This is a genomic window from Bradyrhizobium sp. CCBAU 65884 (genome assembly GCF_028128835.1).
Lineage (GTDB): Bacteria > Pseudomonadota > Alphaproteobacteria > Rhizobiales > Xanthobacteraceae > Bradyrhizobium > Bradyrhizobium ottawaense.
Map to the genome: position 1 here is coordinate 23079 of NZ_LBJU01000131.1, position 17826 is coordinate 40904.

Below are 17826 nucleotides of genomic sequence, written 5' to 3' on the forward strand. Positions count from 1 at the left end.
GCCTTGCCGGCTATGATTTTGCCCCACCGACCTCGCGGATCGGCCGCGTGCCGTCCCAGCTCATCGCGGCTTGCCGGACCTTCTCGAAGAACGGCCCCTTGGTGCCGCTGATGTCCGAGATCTCGATCACCGTGCCCGGATGGTCCTGCGTGTCGAAATAGGCAAAGCGCCCCTTGTCGCCGCCGATCTGGCCCTCATGGCCGATCCTGTAGCCGAGCCCGATCGCCTTGTCGTAGAGGGCCTGATAGTCGTGGCTCCAGTAGGACATGTGCTGGAGGCCTTCGTGCCCGGCATCGAGAAACTCCTTGTACAGCGAGGGCGCGTCGTTGCGCTGCTGGATCAGCTCGATCTGGAGGTCGCCGGAATTTGCCAGCGCGATGCTCATCTCCACGGCGGAGTCCTCGCCGCGGTGACGAAACCAGTCGGTCTTGACGCGGTCCATGTAGTACCAGGGGCCGACACCCATCACCTCGATCCAGTGCTTCATCGCGGCCTGGATGTCCCGCACCACATATCCGTTCTGGCGCACCGCGCCGAAGATGCGGCTCATGCCCGCGCTCCTGTTCTCTGCCTATTCACGACGGGACCTCATCCTGAGGGCCCGCCGCCGGCGGGCGTCTCGAAGGATGGTGCACGCGAGCTGCCCGCCACGTTCCTGCTCACTTGACCTCAATGCCGGCGTCCTTGGCAACCTGCTTCCAGGCCGCGATGTCGCGCGCGTTGAGATCGCGCTGCTCGTCGCCGGGGAGGAATTGCGGGGTGATGCCGAGTGCCAGCAGCTTCTGCTTCACCACCTCGTCATCGAGCCCGTCCTTCAGGGCCCCCGAGAGCTTCTGTGCGATCGGCGGAGCGAGGCCCGCCGGCGCATACATCGCCCAGGACAGGCTACGATCGAACGGCACGCCCTGCTCCCCGTAGCTGGCGACATCGGGCAGGCTCGGCGAGCGCTCGCCGCAGGCGGCCAGCGCCTTGATCGAACCATCTTTCACCAACGGCGTTGCGGTGGCCACGTCGAGTGTGGCCAGCGAAATGTGTCCCCCGAGCAGGTCGCCGGCGAGTTTTGCGATGCCGTTGAACGGCACGTGGTCCATCTTGATACCGGTCTGCTGCATCAGGATCTCCGCGCAGAATTGGCCGGTCGAGCCGACGCCCCAACTGCCGTACTGGATCGGCTCGCCCTTCCTGGCCAGAGCGACCAGGCCCTTGATGTCGTGGGCGGCAAAATTCTTGGTCGCAACCAGCATGATCGAGGAGGTGCCGACGCGGCCGATGGTCGTGAAATCCTTGATCGGATCGTAGGGCAGTTTTGGATAGATCGCGGGGGCCAGCACATGCGTGGTCATGCCGCCGACGGTGATGGTGTAGCCGTCGTTTGGCGATGTCGCGACCATCTGCGTGCCGAGCGTGCCGGCCGCACCGGTGTGGTTCTCGATATAGATGCTCTGCCCCAGCGTCTTGCCCATCTTGTCGGCGAGCAGCCGGCCGACCACGTCACCGCCGCCGCCGGCCGCGTAGGGGAGCAGCATCTTGATCTTGTGCGTGGGATAGGCGGCGGGTTCTTCGGCGTGTGACGGCAGTGCCGCCGACAGCAATGCGAGAAACGAAAGCGTGACGGTGCGCAGCATCATGATGGCATTCCCTAATCTTCGAAACGAAATCTGTAGGCGTCGCCGTGCCGAACCACGTGTCCCGCGGTCGGGGCCGGAAAATGGCCGGTGAGGAGATAGCTCGGGGTATCCGCGAGCTCTTCCAGCAGCGCCATGCGCGTTGCGAGCGCCGCGGCCGGATCGACGTCGGCAGCGTTCGATAGCCACGGCGCAGCGCACTGGATCGGATGATGAATGACGTCGCCCGACATCACCGCGTGATCGTGGCCGCCGGTGAGGTGGATCTGCATGTTGCCGGCGGTGTGCCCAGGTGCCGGCGCAAAGCGCAAGGCAGCGTCGCGATCGCTAAACAGGTGATGATCGGTCTCGACGAACTCGGCAAGGCCGGCCGCCACCACCGGCAGCACGGAATCCTCGAACGAGCCGTGGTTCACCGGGCTCCTCGGCGCCGCATTGTGCGCGGCCTCGAAGTGGCGATATTCGGCGCGGCCCATCAGATAGCGCGCATTGGGGAAGGTCGGCACCCAACGACCGTCGATCAGCCGCGTGTTCCAGCCGACATGATCGACATGCAGATGCGTGCACATCACGAAGTCGACCTGTTCGGGCGTAACGCCCAGCGCCTGCAAGTTCTCGAGATAAGGCTGGTCGAGGTTGTTCCACGCCGGCACGCGCGGCCGCCTCTTGTGGTTGCCGCAGCAGGTGTCGACGATGGCGGTCCAGCGCGGCGTGCGCACGAGATAGGAGTGGTGGCTGAGGATGAAGCGGCCGGTCTCCGGCTCGATGTAGCGGTGATCGAGCCAGCTCCGGTTTTCCGCGATCACCTCGTCGGTGACGTTGGCGAACAGCCAGCTCTTGTCGAAGGCAAGCGAAGGGATCTCGCTGACGAGATCGACCCGCATGCTGCCGATCGTCACCTGCCGCATCGGTCAGTTCTTCAGGAGATCGCCGAACGGCACCCAGCGCGTGCCGTCGAAACGGATCAGCTGGAGGCTCGTCATCGGCGTAAAGCGCTCGGGCGAGTTGCTCACCGCGGTGCCGTTGATCAGCATCGGCAGCTTCACGTCCTTCATCGTGGTCGCCTGCTTCATCACATTGGCACGGGTGAGGTCGTTGCCGGAGGCCTTCAGCACCGTCACCAGCGTCTGCGCGATGGTGTAGCCGTAGACGTTGAGCCAGTCGCTCTTGTTGGTATCAGGCATGTACTTGTCCATGAACGCCAGCCATTCCTTGTAGCCGGGGTCATCCTTGTTGGCGGGATCGGTTGCGTCCTTCAGATATTGGCTGGAGATGACACCGGTGGAATTGTCCTTGCCGGCCGGCTCCAGCACGCCGCTGATCGAGGCCGAAACGTTGGAGATGATGGTCGTCGGCTTCCAGCCGATCTCGCCAATCTTGCGGATCGCCTGAGCCGCGAACTTCGGCGTCGCCGCGACCAGCACGACATCGGCACCCGCGGTCTTCAACTGCAAAATCTGGGTGTCGACGGTCGGGGCCGAGGTCTCATAGGCCGCGCGCGCGACGATCGCTTCGCCGCTGCCGAGGCCTTCCTCCAGCGCCTTCAGGTAATCCTTGCCGAGATCGTCGTTCTGGTAGAGCACACCGATCTTCGCATTGGCGCGGCTCGCCTTGATGTATTTTGCATAGGCGATCGCTTCGTCGCGATAGGTCGGCTGCCAGCCGACGGTCCACGGGAAATTCTTGGGATCGTCCCACTTCGCCGCGCCCGAGCCCAAAAAGAGCTGCGGCACCTTGCGGTCGTTGAGATATTTGTGCACGGCGCTGTTGGTCGGCGTGCCGACGCCGCCGAAGATCAGCAGCACCTCCTCGCTCTCGACCAGGCGCCGGGTCTGCTCCACCGTCTTGGGCGGGCTATAGGCATCGTCGGCGATGATCATCTGGATGCGACGTCCGTTGACGCCGCCGTCGTCGTTCACTTTCCGGAAATAGGCTTCGGCCGATTTCGCAATCTGCGCGAAGGCCGAGACCGGGCCGCTCAGCGGCGCGGTGGTGCCGATCTTGATGGTCTTGTCGTCGGCGCCGGGATCGTATTTTGCGGTTTGGGCTGAGGCGATACTGGCCGCGAGCAGCGGCAACAGGATGCAGGCCGCAGTGAGGCGAGGGCGGGCGAAGCGCGCCATGGGTCGTCTCCCAAAAATTGCTCTCCGCCTCTCGATCGAGCGGAGTTGAAACGCGAGAACAGCGCCCGAAGCAGGCTTGCGGGCCGCGAGCGTTGCCGCCAGAGTGGGCGAGACGAACGATCGTTCGTACGGTTGACTAGCGAACGATCGTTCGTTAGTCAAGTCGCATGGCTCTCCACACCACAAGCGCGACGGAAGCGGCTGCGCCCACGACCCGTGAGCGCATCCTCACCGAAGCGCTCGACCTGTTCGCGCAGAGCGGCTATGGCGGCGCCTCGATGCGGGAGCTCGCGCGCCGCGTCGGCATCCGCGAGAGCAGCCTCTACAATCATTTCTCCGGCAAGGCGGCGATCCTGGAGGCGATCGTCAGCGAGCACGGTCCGGCAAGCTCGGCGAGCCGGCTGGAGGAGCCGCGCTACAAGCAGCTCGCGCGCCAGCCCGCCGCGTTCTGCCGCCAGTTTGCGCTCGACCTCGTCGAGCAATGGTCCGATCCGCGCGAGCACCAGTTTCAGAAGGTCATCACCGCCGAGCGTAACCGCGTACCCGGCATCCGCGCCAAGTTCGCCGATCATTTCTATGCGCGCGAGCAGAGCATGATGACGGATTATTTCCGCGGCTTTGCGCTCGCCGGCCTGGTCAAGTCGCCGGACCCGCGCGAGACCGCGCGGCTGTTCGCGGCCGGCCTGATCTACATCCGCCTCGAGCACTACGTGATGGGCGCCGCGCCCTCGCCGCGGCAGAAGGTGATCGAGGCGATCGACCGCTATCTCGCCTTCTTCCTGTCGCTGATCGCGGCAGGCGAGGACACCGACAAGAAACGAAAGCCTAAGGGAGAAACGCGTGGCAAGGCTGCCCCTGATTGATCCGGAGACCACGAGCGGCGATATCCGCGCCTCGTTCGACCGCATGCCGGTCAAACTCAATATCTTTCGCATGATGGCCCATGCCGAGGCCAACATGATCCCGGCGATGCGGCTCGGCAATTCGATCCTGCACAAGCAGAAGCTCAGCGCGGTCAACCGCGAGCTCCTGATCCTTCAAGCTGCCCAGTTAGAGGGCGGCGCCTATGAGTGGCGTCAGCATGTTCCGATCGCGCTCGGCGTCGGCTGCACGCAAGCGCAGGTCGACGCGGTCGAACGTTCCGACTACGGCGCGGCTGCCTTGAGCGAGGCCGAACGCGCGCTGCTGAACTTCGGGCGCGAGGTGGTCGAGAACGTCCGCGTGCCCGAGGCGACCTTTGCTGCTGCCCGCAAGCATTTCAGCGACCAGGAGATCGTGGAATCCATCGTCGCGCTCGGCTTCTACATGATGATGGCGCGCCTGACCGAGGCGACCGAAACCGATCTCGATCCCGCAGCCGGCATGACGGTCTATGACGGCGGCAAGAAGTAGGCGATCGCGATGACGGAAACCGACAGCAAGCCGGAGCGCTATGTTCGTCCGCCGAGCGCGGAATCGCTCGGTGAGGCGCCGGGCAGGGGACGGCTAAAGGGCCGCCGCATCCTGATCGTCGGCGGCGGCCAGCGCGTGTTCGATGCCGCCACCGATCCGATCGGCAACGGCCGCGCCATGAGCATTTTATGCGCGCGGGAGGGCGCGAAGGTTGCAGTGGCTGACCTCAACCATGCCTCGGCTCAGCAGACCGTCAAGCACATCACTGATGAAGGCGGCGAGGCCTTTGCCATCGCGGCCGACGTGACGTCCGAGGCTGACGTCCAGCGCATGATCGAGGAAGCCCACCGTGCGATGGGCGGCCTTGACGGCATGGTGCTGAACATCGGCACCTTCGGCAAGACCGGCCTCGATAACGTCAGCCCCGAGGAGTGGAACAGGATCTACGACGTCAACGTCCGCGGTCCCATGCTGTGCTGCCGCGCCGCGCTGCCGAAATTCGACGATGGCGGCTCGGTCGTCTTCATCTCCTCGATCGCCGCGCTGAAGGCGGGATCGCAGATGGCGGTGTATGATTCATCGAAAGCCGCACTCGGCGGCCTCATGCGCAACATCGCTCATCTCGGCTCGCGCCGTGGCGTCCGCGCCAACGTCGTCTATCCCGGCCTCGTCGACACCCCGAACGGCCGCGAAGCCGGCGCCGGCCGTCCCAATCGCGGCAAGGGCCACGTCCCGTTCGGCCGCCAGGCCACGGCGTGGGAGATCGCCTATGCGGTGCTGTTCTTCCTGTCGGACGAAAGCGTCTATGTCACCGCGCAGACGCTCGCGGTCGATAGCGGCCTGAGCGGAATGTGAGAGCGGATACGTAGTCCGGATTGCGCTGCGCACCACGTGCACCCGCGCCCCATCCGGTGGGCGGGGCTCTTGAGCTTGCCGGGCGTCTATAGTAAGGGTTCGGCCGGGTCTGCAGTTCACCCAGGCGTCACCGTCCCGCGAGGGAAGCTAAATCTGCAAGGCTCAATCGAATCGACACCAAACCTCGTGCCGCGTCGTAAGCCGGTGACCTCCGACAATCCATCTGTGGAACGGCACATCGAGGATTGGTCATGACCAGAACCCCCATTGAATTCGTTGCGGGCGACATTTCCGCGCTCGCGAAATCCCTGCGCGCCCAGCTTCTGGAGCGTACGTCGCCGCCCGGTCACGTCGAGCTCCTCAACATTCTTGCACGTGCGACGGGGCACAGGAACTATCAGCATTTCCGCGCGCGTGCGGTCGGCACCGCCGTGGACGATCGCGGCACGCCGGCACCACAAGTCGATGCGGTCGATCTGAAGCGCGTGCAGCGCGCCGCGCGCCATTTCGACGACCACGGCAGGCTGCTTCGCTGGCCGGCCCGCCACAGCCTGCAGCAGTTGAGCCTCTGGGTGTTGTGGGCCGGCTTCCCGCCGCGGTGCAGTCTGGCCGAGGCGCAAGTGAAGACGTTGTTGAGCCGTCAGCACGCTTTCGCCGATGATGCCTTGCTCCGCCGCGCGCTGTGCGATCACGGCCTGGTCTCCCGCACGGCCGACGGACGCGCGTATCGCAGGATCGAGCGTCGGCCGCCGACGGAGGCGGCAGCGCTTCTGCGCCACCTCAAGGCCAGCGCATCCGGACGACCGGAAGCCGCGACATGATCGCAAATCCGGACGCATTGCCGCTCGCCGGGCCCGCTCCGGTCTCGGTGCGGACCTCCCGCGGGACAGTCCAATGCGCAATCGCGGGTGAGGGGCCCGCTATCATGGCCATCCATGGCGGCATGGGCGGCCACGACCAGTCGTGGCTGCTGGCGCGCGCCCTCGCCGCGACGCTCAGGGACAAGCGGGTGGTGGCCGTGTCCCGCCCGGGCTATCTCGGCACGCGCCTCGAGCTTGGCGCGTCGCCCGACGAACAGGCTGACGTCTATGGCGCGCTGCTCGATGCGCTCGGGATTTCGACCGTGGCGGTCGTCGCGGTCTCCGCCGGCGGTCCCTCCGCACTGCAATTCGCCGCACGGCATCCCTCGCGCTGCCGCTCGCTCGTGCTGGTATCGGCCTGCACGGGGAAACTGCAAACGCCGCCGGAGATCACCGCGCGCCTGCGCATGATGCGCCACCTTGCGCGTCTTCCCGGATTGCCCCGCATCCTGAAGTGGCGAAGTGAACGGAATCCGCAGGCTGCCGCGCGCCGCGCGATTCCCGATGACGCCATGCGCGAACGGACCTTGCGACATCCGGAGGCAGGGCCGCTGTTCCGCGCCTTGCAGTCGACGGTGTTCGAGCATCTGCACGCCCGGCTTCCGGGTACCGTCAACGACATCGCGCAGTTTGCCGCGCTGGGGGAGTTGCCCGAGGGATCGATCTCGACACCCGCGCTCATCGTTCACGGCCGCGCCGACAATGTCGTGCCGTTCTCGCATGCCGAGAACGTCTGCCGGGCGATCCCGCAGGCAAAGCTGCTGGCGCTCCCCGACGGCGGCCACGTGGCGCTGTTCACGCACCTGGACGTGGTGCGCAAGGAGGCCGAGCCGTTCCTGGACGCACACGAACGCGCTTCCCTGCACCCTCATCGCATCGAGGATCCCCATGAAGACGACATTGCTCAGACCTGAAGACTACACCCGCTCGCCCTGGAAGAACGGCGGCGGCATCTTCACCGATATCGCGGACGCACATCGCGCTGACGCTGGGGTGAAGGATTGGAGCAGTCTGCTCTGGCGCTTTGCGAGCACGCCGATCGTGGCGCCCGGTCCCTTCTCCCATATGCCGGGCATCGACCGCTTGCAGATGGTGGTTAGTGGGCGCGGGCTGGTGCTCAAGGCCCCCGGCCAGGAATTCGACGAGCGTGAACCTTTTACGACCGTGCGGTTCACCGGCGAGCTCGAGATCGTGACGGAGCTTCAGGCCGGGCCGGTCGAGGTCGTTAACCTGATGGCGCGGCGCGGTGCGGTGGAGATCGAGCTCGAAGCGCTCAGGGAAGCCGGCGATCGACCGTTGCATGCCGGCACGCATCTGGTTTACGCGCCGCACGGCGATTGCCGCATTCGCCTCGATGGAGAGGATCTTGCCATCCCCGGCAACGGCACGCTCAGGATCGAATTGACCGAGACATCGAGGCTCGCGCTCGTTTCGGGTCCGGTGGTGCTGGGGTCGATCCGGATCGTAGGTTAAGGGGGCGACAGCCCCGACAGCCCGATGCGCACAATCCATGCAACTGGCTAGGTTGACGCGGCGGAGCCGGGGCACGATATCTGCCCTGATGCAGACCGCCGTGAAGGGCAGGATATGACCGCGCAAGACAATCACGCCCCCGCCACGCAGGCCGACGGTGTCGTCGACTGGCTGACCAACGGCACGCGCGATGAGCGCTTCATCGACAATATCTTCGCCGACATGTGCATCCGTCTGCAGCAGGCGGGCATTCCGCTGAAGCGGTCGACGCTCCATGTCCTGATCCACCATCCGCAATGGCTTGGCGCCCGGTTCATGTGGTCCGACGGCATGCGCGAGGCGGAGATCGCGCGGGTGGATTATGACGTCCGGGAGCGGTCGGAATTCATCGGCAGCCCCGCCAATGAAATGCAGGACGGCGCGAGCGAGGTGCGCGAGAATCTCGAACGCGATCCCTCGCTCGGCCGCAAGCACGCCCTGTACGACGAGATGCGCGAAAAGGGCCTGACCGACTATGTGGCCTGGCCGCTCTACCACACGCTCGGCAAGCGGCATCTCATCACCTTCGCGACCGACCGTCCGGGCGGCTTCGAGGATTCGCATATCGCCGCGCTCAAGAAGCTCCTGCCGGTGCTGGCGCTGGTCAGTGAGATCCGCATCAAGAACCGGCTGGCGCGCACGCTGCTGGAGACCTATGTCGGCTCCCATGCCGGCCAGCTGATCCTCGCCGGCGCCACCAGGCGCGGCAGCGGCACGACGGTGCGCGCCGCGATCATGATCTGTGACCTCAGGGATTTCACCAAGATCTCCGACAATTGGCCGCGCGACGACGTCATCGATCTGCTCAACGATTATTTCGACGCGATGTCCGAGCCGATCGCGCGGCACGGCGGCGAGATCCTGAAGTTCATCGGCGACGGCCTGCTCGCCATCTTCCCGCTTCAAGAGCCCGATGCCTGCGCGAACCTGCTCCACGCCGTGACCGAGGCTCGTCAGGCCATGACCGCGCTGAACGAGCGGAACAATGCGACCAGCCGCGCGCCGTTGAATTACGGTATTGGCGTCCATGTCGGCGATGTCATGTACGGCAATATCGGCTCGACCAGCCGGCTCGACTTCACGGTGATCGGTCCCGCCGTCAACATGGCCTCCCGCCTCGAAGCCCTTACCAAGCAGCTCGGTCGAACGGTGCTGCTGTCACGCGACTTTGCGGAGCTGGTGGAGCGGAAGTTCGAGCTGGAGCACGTCGGCAAGCACGAGGTGCGCGGCTTCAGCGATCCGATCGAGCTGTTCGCGTATCACGGGTAGGGCGACTGCCTCGCCCGGGACGAATTCCCAGCGGCGGCATCTATTTGCGGTTCGTCCAGGGGGGCGGAGGTCGAGCCGAGGCCGCCATTCGCCGGAACTGTGAGACCCGGTGCAGGCCCAGGCCCTGGGGTGGCACCCCCGTAACGCCTACGCGGACCAACGATCCTGCTCTTGCTGGTGCGCGTGCTCGTTCAGACGTTCGGCGATCTGGTCCGCAATCTGCTCCGACTCCGCCGAGGCGACGGGCTCGCCCTTGCGTGTCCTGAGCTTGTCCTTGTCGGCCTCGATCGGGAAGTCGTCAGGCTTCAGTCCGTCATCCTTGCTCATGGCGCCTCACCGTGTCTGATGTCGGAAGAACACGTCTGAAGGCTGATCGTTGCTTGGACGAGTGAAAACTCTCGACCGACGAATGGACGGGCGGCTCGCGTTTGGGCACTGTCAGCACGATCCCGGTGTCAGGTGCCGCCGACAGTCTTGGGAAGCCCCTATTGCCGATGCAGGATTGTACGAATAGGCTTCCGCCCCGAAGACGCCCAAACGGTCCTTCAAATCGGCCGCACGTTCATGCCCAAATTCCTTCGCATCGGAGTCCTGCAGTCCAACGTATCCGGCTACACGTCGAAGGCGTGGTGCGTTCGGCGCGTCGGCTCGGCGGTGTTCCTGAAGTGGGGTGCCGTTGAGGTGCAGGGCGCCGGTGATGGACGAAGGGTCTACTGGACGCGATTGCCGCAGGAGAAGACAGTTCGCTGCGGCACGACGCAGCGCGCCCAGGACTACGCCAAAGCCGCCATCGCCCGGCGCCGCAGCCACCGCTACGAGCCGCTGGCCGGACCGATCGCGCTCCGGCGCCGATCCGCCGAGCGGAGCGCGGAACTCAAGCAGGCACTCGCCACCATCCTGATCGTCGATATCGTCCGCTCCACCGAAAAGGCGGCAAAGCTCGGTGATGCGCGTTGGACCAAGGTCATGGGCCACTATTACGCGGCCGTGCGCAAGGAGCTGAAGAGTACGCGTGGCAAGGAAGTGGTGACGACCGGCGACGGCGTGCTGGCGACATTCAAGGCGCCGGCTTCCGGCGTCCGCTGCGCGACCGCGATTAAAAAGGCCGTGCGCACGCTGGGGCTCGACATCAGGGTCGGGCTGCATGCGGGCGAGTACAGTGTGAGCGGGGGCGAGATGGTCGGTCTCGCGTTTCACATCGGCACGCGCGTCGCCGCCAAAGCGCGCGCCGGCGAAGTCCTGGTCTCGAGCGCGGTCAAGGACCTGATGGCGCAGTCGGAGATCCGCTTCAGGGATCACGGCGTGCATCAGCTCAAGGGCGTGCCGGAGCGGTGGCGGCTGTTTCGGGTGGAGGATTGAAGGGATTGAGGCCTATCTGTTCGGATCGGTCCGGTCGCATTTGGGGCATCGTCCGTCCGCGGCGGCGGCGAGTTGGTGGCCGATCTCTTCCCTGAGAGCGTCTGCCTCGAAGGCCGTGCCGTCGCTCCTGAGGATTCGCTTGGCGCGTTCGTAGGCGTGGCTCTCGGCGGCGTCGTCGCCGACGCGAACGATCACCTCATCGTGGAAAGGGCAGACCGTGGTCGCACGGGTGGTTTCGAGCGCGTAGCGTACCACTGCGGTCAGATCGTCGACGTTGGCGGATATCATGGCTGCTCTCCTGATCGTGGCGGTCCCGATGGTGGCCTGTTTCCGGCGGCGGGGGTACCGTACGGCCGTGTCGGTCCGGTCAGGCGACAAGGGCGACGTCAATCCGCCCCGGCTTCCTTGGAAGCACCGAGGCCGATCGCGTGTTCGTCCAGGGCTGCATTCAACCCGCGGCTTTTGCAACCCGCGGCTTTTGCCCTGGTTCCATCGAACCCGTCGGCGAAGCCGCTCGTCCGGAGCCGGCTCCTGGTCGCGGTCGGTCAGTCCCCGTCTTGCGAAGCGGTGCCCGGAGTGCCTAGGAGTCCGGGCTCCGCTTCGTTCGGCACCGGAGCAGGAGCGCGGCCGATGTCATGCAAAGCATAGGCGTGAGCATGCCCTTTGCATTGACCCATCTCAAACACAGGGAGGCCCCCTAAGGAATCATCCGCAATTTCGCCGGCCGCGGTTCGGGCGCATGAATAACGACATGCAGCGCCAGATTCTCTTCAGGTGCCCGCGCACCGGCATAAACGTCCAGCATCGGATCGATGACGAGCGGCCCGAGAGTTCCGAGCCGGCGGACAGCTATGTGTCCGTGAGGTGCCCGGCCTGCATGTCGCTGCACTTCGTCAACAGCACCACCGGCAAGCTGCTGGGCGAGCGAAGCGCGCAGCCCGCCTCGATGTCGCGTTCCGCCTGATCCGTCCGCGTTGATCGTGCAGCGACGTGGCGGAAGGGCAACCGTCAATGGATCGCCGCGTACATGATGGATTCCTCGGTCGCCTCCAGCGCGGAAAACTCCTCGACGACCTTGCCTTGCCTGCAAACCAGGATGCGGTCCGACAGCGCCATGATCTCGGGCAGGTAGGAGGAGATCACGACCACCGCCTTGCCCTTGTCGGCCAGCGAATTGATCAGCTCGTGAATCTCGACGATGGCTCCGACATCGACGCCCCGCGTCGGTTCGTCGAATATGATCAGGTCCGGATCCTGAATCAGCGATTTGGCGATCACGACCTTCTGCTGGTTGCCGCCGGACAATTCGACGACCTTGGCCTCGTCGCCGATGGCGCGCACCTTGAGCCGTTCGATCCAGGACTTTCCGGTCGCCGTGCTTTCGCGTCGTGACAGCCAGGCGCGTCCCTTGGGAAACTTGGCGAGCAGGCCGAGATAGATGTTGCGCGCAATGGATGCGGTCTCGAAAAATCCTTCGACCTTACGGTCTTCCGTCACGTAGGCGATGCCGGCCTGCACCGCCGGCGCGGGGACGCGGTAGCGTACCGGCTTGTCCTCGAGGATCACCTCGCCGCCGTGGAAGAAGTCGCGCTTCATGATGCCTGCGACGATCTTGAACGTCTCGGTGCGTCCCGCGCCGACAAGACCGAAGACGCCGGTGATCTGGCCTGCAAACACCGACAGCGAATTATTCTTCACCATCGGCGCCATCTTCAGGTTCTGCACCGTCAGCACCCGCTTGCCCGAGGCGCGGACCGTCGCCTTGCGCGCGCCATAGAGCGTGTTGGAGAGATCCCGCCCCACCATCGCCTGGACGATGCGCGCCCGGTCGAAGCGGGAGGCGTCGTCGGTCACGACATGCCTGCCGTCGCGCAGCACCGTGATGCGGTCGGCGAGCAGCAGCGCCTCTTCGAGGGCGTGCGAGATGAAGATGATGGAGACCCCGCGCTTCTTCAGGTCCTTGACCAGGTCGAAGAAGTACTTCTTCTCCTCCGGCGTTAGCGTCGCTGTCGGCTCGTCGAAGATGATCACCTTGGCCTTGTGCAGGACCGCACGTGCGATCTCGACCATCTGCTTCTTGGCCGCTCCTAATCCGCCGACCGTCGCGGTGGGCGTCACGTCGAAGTTGAGCGATTGCAGGAATTGCTGGGCCGCGATGTAGATGCCGCGCAGGCGATTGTAGAACTTCTCCTGACCGAGAAACAGGTTCTGCGCCACCGTCATCGTCGGCACCAGGCTGTTCTCCTGGAACACCATGGCGATGCCGAGGTTGCGCGCCTCCAGCGGAGTCCTCGGAGTGACGTCGACGCCGTCGACAATCATGCCGCCGGACGTCAGCGTCACGACGCCGGCCATGACCTTGGTCAGCGTCGATTTTCCCGCGCCGTTTTCGCCGACGAGGGCGTGGATTTCGCCGCGCCGAAGCTCGAAATCGACGCCGTCGATGGCGGGCACGCCGGCGTAGAGCTTGGTCGCCTTCGACAGCGACAGGACGAGGTCGTTCATGCGCGGGCCTCCTCGCCGAGGGATGCCAGCGGCAGCTTGATGACGCGCCCGGGGCCCTTGGCAATCATCACGAGGTCGTTGCCGACTTCGACGGCGGACACGATGCCGTGGTTGACGCCGTCGGCCCGGCTGTGGAGCGAGTAGCGTGGAAAGCCGTCGGCTCCGAGCCGGATGACGAGACCATACGACCGCGGCGGCGCCCAGGGCTTCATCACGCCCATGGTCTTGATGTGGGCGCCCTGCAGCGGCTCCTTGAAGGAGTGGCCCGAGCGCAGACGCGGCGCCACCCAGAACTCCGGGTCGATCTCCGCGATCATGCGGCGGCGATAGGCGGGCTCGCGCAGCACGAACTCGACCAGTTGGGTGCGCGCCGTGAACGCGGTGAGCCAGAAGCCGCCGCCGCTCGCTGGAGAAAGCCGGGATGGGTAGACGGGGAGGTGCCGCAGCAGATCCTTGCAGCTTCCGTCCGGTGCGATCGAGACCAGGCGATGCCGCCAGCTTTCGCTGACGAGTACGGCGCCGTTGCTTGTGATGGCGCCGAAAGCGTAGCCCAATCCGCCGGCAAGCTCGCTGATCGCGCCCGTCTTCGGATCGAGCCGCAGCAGCCGGCCGGTCCTGCCGAGCTCCATCAGATCGCGCGCCCAGTCGCCGACATCGTGCAACGACGATCCATCGGTTGCGATCAACGTCCCGTCGGCCGCGGGCGCCAGCGCATTGACGGCGTGCAGCCCCTGCGTAAAGGCGGCCCTGGGTGTCTCGGCCGTGGCGTTGTCGTAGAGCCGGACCTCCATGCCGCCGAGCGCGACGGCAAGGCCACCACCGGGCAAGGACGCCAGCGCGGAGATCGGCCGCTCGAAGGTGCGAACCGTCGTTGTAGAGTTTCCGGTCAAACGCGTCAGCCGCGCGCCATCGGCGATGAGCAGCGAGGTGCCGTCCGGGGCGAGATCCTCCGGCGCGTCGCATTCGAGCAGGATCTCCGCCTGCTCGAGCGCCTGGTTGGGCTTCAACGCCCCGTCGAACGACGGCACGGTGATAGCCGCCTCGCCACGGCCGAGGAAGCGATTGGCGAATTCTCTGATAGCGACGATCACGACGGCTTCCCCCAGCGCTTGTCGTACTGAACGAAGTCGGGATCGGCATTGTCGAGCTTGAAGCGGCCGATCCGGTTGTTGGCGATGCCGCCGAGATAGAGATAGCCGCGATGCTCCCGCATCGAGGTGATCATGGGGTGGTTGAGGCCCTTGAGGTCCCAGAACGATTCCAGGATCTTGCCCTGCTCGTTGAACTTGACGACGCAGCCGGTGTTGATGTTCGGAAACAGCCATTCGTCGACCGGGACGCGCTTGGCCATGCGCCGGCGGAAGCCCGGCATCTTCCAGGCGAGATCCAGTGACGGACTGCGCATGCCGACCAGCGCCAGCCAGTAATTGCCGTCCGAGGCAAGGTTGATGTTGTCGGGATAGCCCGGCAGATTGTCCATGACAATCTCGACATCGCCCTTCTTGGGACCTGCGAACCAATAGCGCTTGATCGAGCAGCCGAACGTCTCCGCGAACAGGATGGATTGCCCGTCGCTGGCGACCGCGACACCGTTCGGGAATTTGAGGCCGCGTAGCGCGGTGTGGGTGGTGCCGGTCTTGGTGTCGTAGCAGATGATGCGGCCGTTGCCGCGCGCTTCCAGCCCGTCGACTGGCCATTCGTCCATCTCGTAGCGGACGGTGGCTTCGGAGAAGAAGATCAACCCGTCGTCTGTGATGTCGAGATCATCGGCAAGCCGGAGACGGCTGTCGTCGTTCACGGAGTAGATGCTGCGGTTGGTCTCGTCGGTGGCTTTCTCCACGGTGCCGTCCGGCTTGATGCGATACAGGCCCATGCCGCCGATGCAGACATAGAGGTTGTCCTCTTTGTCGAACGCCATGCCGAGCGGTTGGCCGCCGATATGCGCGAACACCTCCATCCGCTCGTAGTCGGGCGGAAAGAAGCGGATGATGTCGCCGTGCCGCGATCCCGCGTAGAGCACGTCGTTGCGGTCGAGAATGACGTCCTCTGGCGCCTCGATCCGGCCGAGCCCGATCAGCGAGACGTCACGCAGCTTGTCGTTCTGCTCGAACGGCCCACCGCTGCCGATCTCGGTCGGCGGCGGTGGCGGCAGCGCGTGATAGGTCGGGGCGACATAGACCTTGCTGATGATGCGGGTGCGATTCTTCTGCCAACGGATGTCGACCATCGCCGCCGCCAGCAGGATCGTCGCCAGCGCCATGCGGTTGACGCCGCCGCGCGCATTCATGGCGGTCAGGCCGTTGGTGACGAGCAGGACGACGAGCACGCCGACCATCGATTTGACGACCGACCCCTTGCCGCCGCCGAGCGTGATGCCGCCGAGCACGGTTGCCGTCAGCACGATCACCTCGAGGCCGACGCCGATATCGCCGCCGACCGTGCCGAGCCGGGCCGCGAAGAACAGCGCGCCGATGCTGGTCAGCACGCCGCTCGCGACGTAGCAGAGCGCGATTGTGCGGCGGACCGGAATGCCGGAATTGTAGGCCGAGCGCCGCGAGCCGCCGATCGCGGTGATGTGCCAGCCCGGCCGCAGCCGCGTCAGGAAGACGTGGCCGAAGATCGCGATGACGATGTAGACCAGCGCGACGCTGGGAATGCCGAAAACGCTGCCGCCGCCGATGAAATCCCAGGACGGAATGTCCGGGAAAGCCGACGCGATGGCGTTGGAACAGCGCTGGATCAGCAGATCGTAGGCCGAGCGATAGATGATCAGCGTGATCAGCGTGGTGATGAAGGCGCGCAGCCTGAGATAGCCGATCAGCACGCCGTTGACGGCGCCGAGCAGCCCGCCGACGATCATGGTGACGACCACCACGGCGGGGACCGGCCAGTTGAGCACGTCGAGCAGGTAGAGCGCGCAGAAATCCGTCAGGGCGAAGATCGAGCCGACCGAGAGATCAATGCCGCCGACGATGACGACCAGCGCCATGCCGAGACCGATGAAGCCGATTTCGCCGGCCTGCCGCGCCGTGTCGGCGAGGCTCGATGGGGACAGGAAATGCTCGAGCGAGCGGCTGAGCGCGAAGCCGACGATCAGCAGCAGGATCACCGGGATGGCGGTTTCGGTCCAGCGTTTGGACAGGATCTCGCCGAGGAGATGGTCCGGCCAGTAGCGATATCGGAGCCTCGTCAGTGTCTCGCGCATCTGCCTTCCGCTGATTCCATGAGCAAGGTTGCGCGTTCCGCACCCGGGAGCGACGGAACGCGCAGCTTTAGTGTGCGATCACTTCTTGAGATCGGAGAGATTCCAGCACGCCGTCTGGGTGTCGGCGTTTTCTTTCGTGATCGGGATCAGCGTCGTGTATTCGGAGCCCTTGACCGAACCCGGCTTGGCGCCCGACGACAACAGCCATTTGATCGTGCCGGCCATCTGCGCGGCCTGCGTCGGCACGTCGTAGCTCATGTTGAGATCGAACGAGCCGTTCTTCACCAGTTCGCACGCGCCCTTGCGCTCGCCGCCGCCCGAGGTCGCCAGGAACACCTTGCCGGTCAGGCCGGCTTCCTTGATCGCGGCGGCGGTGCCGATGTCCATGCCGTCCCAGAAGCCGACGATGCCGCAGAGATCGGGATTCTGCTTCAGCACCGTCTGGGTGATCGCCTTGGCCTTGGCGGCATCCCAATCGGCGGCCTGGCTGGAGACGACCTTGATCTCGGGATGCTTGGCGAGGATGTTCTCGACGCCCTTGAGCGTGTAGGCGCTGGCCGCCGCCGAGAGCGCGCCCTGGATGATGGCGATCTTGTTCGATTTGCCCTGGCAGGCCTTCACGACGCCTTCGGTCTGGCGCTCGCCGATCTCGATCCAGTTGGCACCGACGAAGGCCGAGCTGCGATAGGCCGAGCCCATGTTGATCTGGATGACGTAGATGCCTTCGTTCTCGGCACGCTGCAGCAGCTTGGCGTAGGTCTGGACGTCGGGATTGTGGATCACCATCACCGCCGGCTTCTCCGAGATCAGCGAGGTGACGGCTTGCGCGCCGGCGTTCGTATTCCAGTTGGGATCGCGAATCACGAACTTGACGCCGAACGGCTCAAGCTCCTTCTTGAGGCCGGCGTACCAGCCTTCCGTCAGGTCGAAGTTCATCGCCACCGGCACGTAGGCGACCGTCTTGCCGGCGAGCGCTTCCCGGAATGGCTTTTGAAACGGCTCGTCGAGGCCCTGCTGGGCAAGGGCCGGAGCGGCGCCGGCTGAAAGCGCCAATGCGGCGATGCTTCCAAGCGCGAATTTATGAACGCAGGCCATTGTCTTCCTCCTTGTTGGATACGCGT

General features: G+C 65.1%; 19 protein-coding genes. 9 read left to right on the forward strand and 10 right to left on the reverse strand.

What is annotated here, in order from left to right:
* Window positions 1-10 precede the first annotated feature (10 nt).
* The 4 genes from XI03_RS33430 to XI03_RS33445 form a co-directional block, all read right to left on the reverse strand.
* Window positions 11-550, reverse strand: coding sequence for a VOC family protein (locus XI03_RS33430; protein WP_028142235.1), 540 nt, complete (start codon window positions 548-550; stop codon window positions 11-13).
* Window positions 551-659: 109 nt separating this feature from the next.
* Entirely contained in the window at window positions 660-1628 is a 969-nt protein-coding gene (locus tag XI03_RS33435; protein ID WP_271594481.1) for a Bug family tripartite tricarboxylate transporter substrate binding protein, read from the reverse strand.
* Between the two features lie 11 nt (window positions 1629-1639).
* The gene (locus XI03_RS33440) at window positions 1640-2533 is read right to left on the reverse strand and encodes an MBL fold metallo-hydrolase (protein ID WP_271594482.1); all 894 of its coding nucleotides are present in this window, start codon (window positions 2531-2533) and stop codon (window positions 1640-1642) included.
* A gap of 3 nt (window positions 2534-2536) precedes the next feature.
* Window positions 2537-3748, reverse strand: coding sequence for an ABC transporter substrate-binding protein (locus tag XI03_RS33445; protein ID WP_271594483.1), 1212 nt, complete (start codon window positions 3746-3748; stop codon window positions 2537-2539).
* A 167-nt stretch (window positions 3749-3915) separates the two neighbouring features.
* Here XI03_RS33445 and XI03_RS33450 point away from each other — a divergent pair, with 167 nt between their 5' ends.
* The 7 genes from XI03_RS33450 (at window position 3916) to XI03_RS33480 (ending at window position 9636) form a co-directional block, all read left to right on the forward strand.
* Window positions 3916-4611: a TetR/AcrR family transcriptional regulator gene (locus tag XI03_RS33450; RefSeq protein ID WP_271594484.1), complete on the forward strand. Its 696-nt coding sequence runs from the start codon at window positions 3916-3918 to the stop codon at window positions 4609-4611.
* A complete protein-coding gene (locus XI03_RS33455) occupies window positions 4589-5140 on the forward strand; it encodes a carboxymuconolactone decarboxylase family protein (RefSeq protein ID WP_271594485.1) in 552 nt (183 codons plus the stop codon). The genes XI03_RS33450 and XI03_RS33455 overlap by 23 nt, the downstream gene beginning before the upstream one ends.
* 9 nt (window positions 5141-5149) lie before the next feature.
* Entirely contained in the window at window positions 5150-5995 is an 846-nt protein-coding gene (locus tag XI03_RS33460; RefSeq protein WP_271594486.1) for an SDR family NAD(P)-dependent oxidoreductase, read from the forward strand.
* 251 nt (window positions 5996-6246) lie between these two features.
* Window positions 6247-6816, forward strand: coding sequence for a DUF2087 domain-containing protein (locus XI03_RS33465; protein ID WP_028142242.1), 570 nt, complete (start codon window positions 6247-6249; stop codon window positions 6814-6816).
* Window positions 6817-6920: 104 nt separating this feature from the next.
* Window positions 6921-7769: an alpha/beta fold hydrolase gene (locus XI03_RS33470; RefSeq protein WP_271594487.1), complete on the forward strand. Its 849-nt coding sequence runs from the start codon at window positions 6921-6923 to the stop codon at window positions 7767-7769.
* The gene (locus tag XI03_RS33475) at window positions 7744-8328 is read left to right on the forward strand and encodes a HutD/Ves family protein (RefSeq protein ID WP_038949720.1); all 585 of its coding nucleotides are present in this window, start codon (window positions 7744-7746) and stop codon (window positions 8326-8328) included. The genes XI03_RS33470 and XI03_RS33475 overlap by 26 nt, the downstream gene beginning before the upstream one ends.
* A 114-nt stretch (window positions 8329-8442) precedes the next feature.
* The gene (locus XI03_RS33480) at window positions 8443-9636 is read left to right on the forward strand and encodes an adenylate/guanylate cyclase domain-containing protein (RefSeq protein WP_271594488.1); all 1194 of its coding nucleotides are present in this window, start codon (window positions 8443-8445) and stop codon (window positions 9634-9636) included.
* Between the two features lie 147 nt (window positions 9637-9783).
* On the opposite strand, the gene XI03_RS33485 is transcribed toward XI03_RS33480, so the two are convergent.
* Window positions 9784-9963: a hypothetical protein gene (locus XI03_RS33485; protein ID WP_038949715.1), complete on the reverse strand. Its 180-nt coding sequence runs from the start codon at window positions 9961-9963 to the stop codon at window positions 9784-9786.
* Window positions 9964-10200: 237 nt separating this feature from the next.
* On the opposite strand from XI03_RS33485, the gene XI03_RS33490 reads away from it, so the two are divergent.
* Complete coding sequence (locus tag XI03_RS33490) at window positions 10201-10995, forward strand: adenylate/guanylate cyclase domain-containing protein (protein WP_271594489.1); 795 nt, start codon at window positions 10201-10203, stop codon at window positions 10993-10995.
* Window positions 10996-11007: 12 nt separating this feature from the next.
* On the opposite strand, the gene XI03_RS33495 is transcribed toward XI03_RS33490, so the two are convergent.
* A complete protein-coding gene (locus XI03_RS33495; RefSeq protein WP_028142247.1) occupies window positions 11008-11283 on the reverse strand; it encodes a hypothetical protein in 276 nt (91 codons plus the stop codon).
* Window positions 11284-11734: 451 nt separating this feature from the next.
* Between XI03_RS33495 and XI03_RS33500 the strand changes: the two genes are divergently transcribed.
* On the forward strand, window positions 11735-11959 hold the full coding sequence (locus tag XI03_RS33500) for a hypothetical protein (protein WP_240536433.1): 225 nt from the start codon (window positions 11735-11737) through the stop codon (window positions 11957-11959).
* A gap of 44 nt (window positions 11960-12003) precedes the next feature.
* On the opposite strand, the gene XI03_RS33505 is transcribed toward XI03_RS33500, so the two are convergent.
* From XI03_RS33505 to XI03_RS33520, 4 genes are all read right to left on the reverse strand, one after another.
* Window positions 12004-13500 carry a sugar ABC transporter ATP-binding protein gene (locus XI03_RS33505; RefSeq protein ID WP_038972041.1) on the reverse strand — a complete coding sequence of 499 codons (1497 nt, stop codon included), beginning with the start codon at window positions 13498-13500 and terminating at the stop codon, window positions 12004-12006.
* Window positions 13497-14591 carry a hypothetical protein gene (locus XI03_RS33510; RefSeq protein WP_271594490.1) on the reverse strand — a complete coding sequence of 365 codons (1095 nt, stop codon included), beginning with the start codon at window positions 14589-14591 and terminating at the stop codon, window positions 13497-13499. Before XI03_RS33510 ends, XI03_RS33505 begins: the two co-directional genes overlap by 4 nt.
* Complete coding sequence (locus XI03_RS33515; RefSeq protein ID WP_271594491.1) at window positions 14588-16705, reverse strand: ABC transporter permease; 2118 nt, start codon at window positions 16703-16705, stop codon at window positions 14588-14590. The genes XI03_RS33510 and XI03_RS33515 overlap by 4 nt, the downstream gene beginning before the upstream one ends.
* 78 nt (window positions 16706-16783) lie before the next feature.
* Window positions 16784-17800 carry a sugar ABC transporter substrate-binding protein gene (locus tag XI03_RS33520; RefSeq protein ID WP_028142252.1) on the reverse strand — a complete coding sequence of 339 codons (1017 nt, stop codon included), beginning with the start codon at window positions 17798-17800 and terminating at the stop codon, window positions 16784-16786.
* Window positions 17801-17826: the final 26 nt, after the last annotated feature.

Excerpts from the sequence above, each read along its gene's own strand:
- XI03_RS33430 (WP_028142235.1), bottom strand. The coding sequence starts at position 550 with ATGAGCCGCATCTTCGGCGCGGTGCGCCAGAACGGATATGTGGTGCGG.
- XI03_RS33435 (WP_271594481.1), bottom strand. The coding sequence starts at position 1,628 with ATGATGCTGCGCACCGTCACGCTTTCGTTTCTCGCATTGCTGTCGGCG.
- XI03_RS33440 (WP_271594482.1), bottom strand. The coding sequence starts at position 2,533 with ATGCGGCAGGTGACGATCGGCAGCATGCGGGTCGATCTCGTCAGCGAG.
- XI03_RS33445 (WP_271594483.1), bottom strand. The coding sequence starts at position 3,748 with ATGGCGCGCTTCGCCCGCCCTCGCCTCACTGCGGCCTGCATCCTGTTG.
- XI03_RS33450 (WP_271594484.1), top strand. The coding sequence starts at position 3,916 with ATGGCTCTCCACACCACAAGCGCGACGGAAGCGGCTGCGCCCACGACC.
- XI03_RS33460 (WP_271594486.1), top strand. The coding sequence starts at position 5,150 with ATGACGGAAACCGACAGCAAGCCGGAGCGCTATGTTCGTCCGCCGAGC.
- XI03_RS33465 (WP_028142242.1), top strand. The coding sequence starts at position 6,247 with ATGACCAGAACCCCCATTGAATTCGTTGCGGGCGACATTTCCGCGCTC.
- XI03_RS33470 (WP_271594487.1), top strand. The coding sequence starts at position 6,921 with ATGGCCATCCATGGCGGCATGGGCGGCCACGACCAGTCGTGGCTGCTG.
- XI03_RS33475 (WP_038949720.1), top strand. The coding sequence starts at position 7,744 with ATGAAGACGACATTGCTCAGACCTGAAGACTACACCCGCTCGCCCTGG.
- XI03_RS33480 (WP_271594488.1), top strand. The coding sequence starts at position 8,443 with ATGACCGCGCAAGACAATCACGCCCCCGCCACGCAGGCCGACGGTGTC.
- XI03_RS33485 (WP_038949715.1), bottom strand. The coding sequence starts at position 9,963 with ATGAGCAAGGATGACGGACTGAAGCCTGACGACTTCCCGATCGAGGCC.
- XI03_RS33490 (WP_271594489.1), top strand. The coding sequence starts at position 10,201 with ATGCCCAAATTCCTTCGCATCGGAGTCCTGCAGTCCAACGTATCCGGC.
- XI03_RS33495 (WP_028142247.1), bottom strand. The coding sequence starts at position 11,283 with ATGATATCCGCCAACGTCGACGATCTGACCGCAGTGGTACGCTACGCG.
- XI03_RS33500 (WP_240536433.1), top strand. The coding sequence starts at position 11,735 with ATGAATAACGACATGCAGCGCCAGATTCTCTTCAGGTGCCCGCGCACC.
- XI03_RS33505 (WP_038972041.1), bottom strand. The coding sequence starts at position 13,500 with ATGAACGACCTCGTCCTGTCGCTGTCGAAGGCGACCAAGCTCTACGCC.
- XI03_RS33515 (WP_271594491.1), bottom strand. The coding sequence starts at position 16,705 with ATGCGCGAGACACTGACGAGGCTCCGATATCGCTACTGGCCGGACCAT.
- XI03_RS33520 (WP_028142252.1), bottom strand. The coding sequence starts at position 17,800 with ATGGCCTGCGTTCATAAATTCGCGCTTGGAAGCATCGCCGCATTGGCG.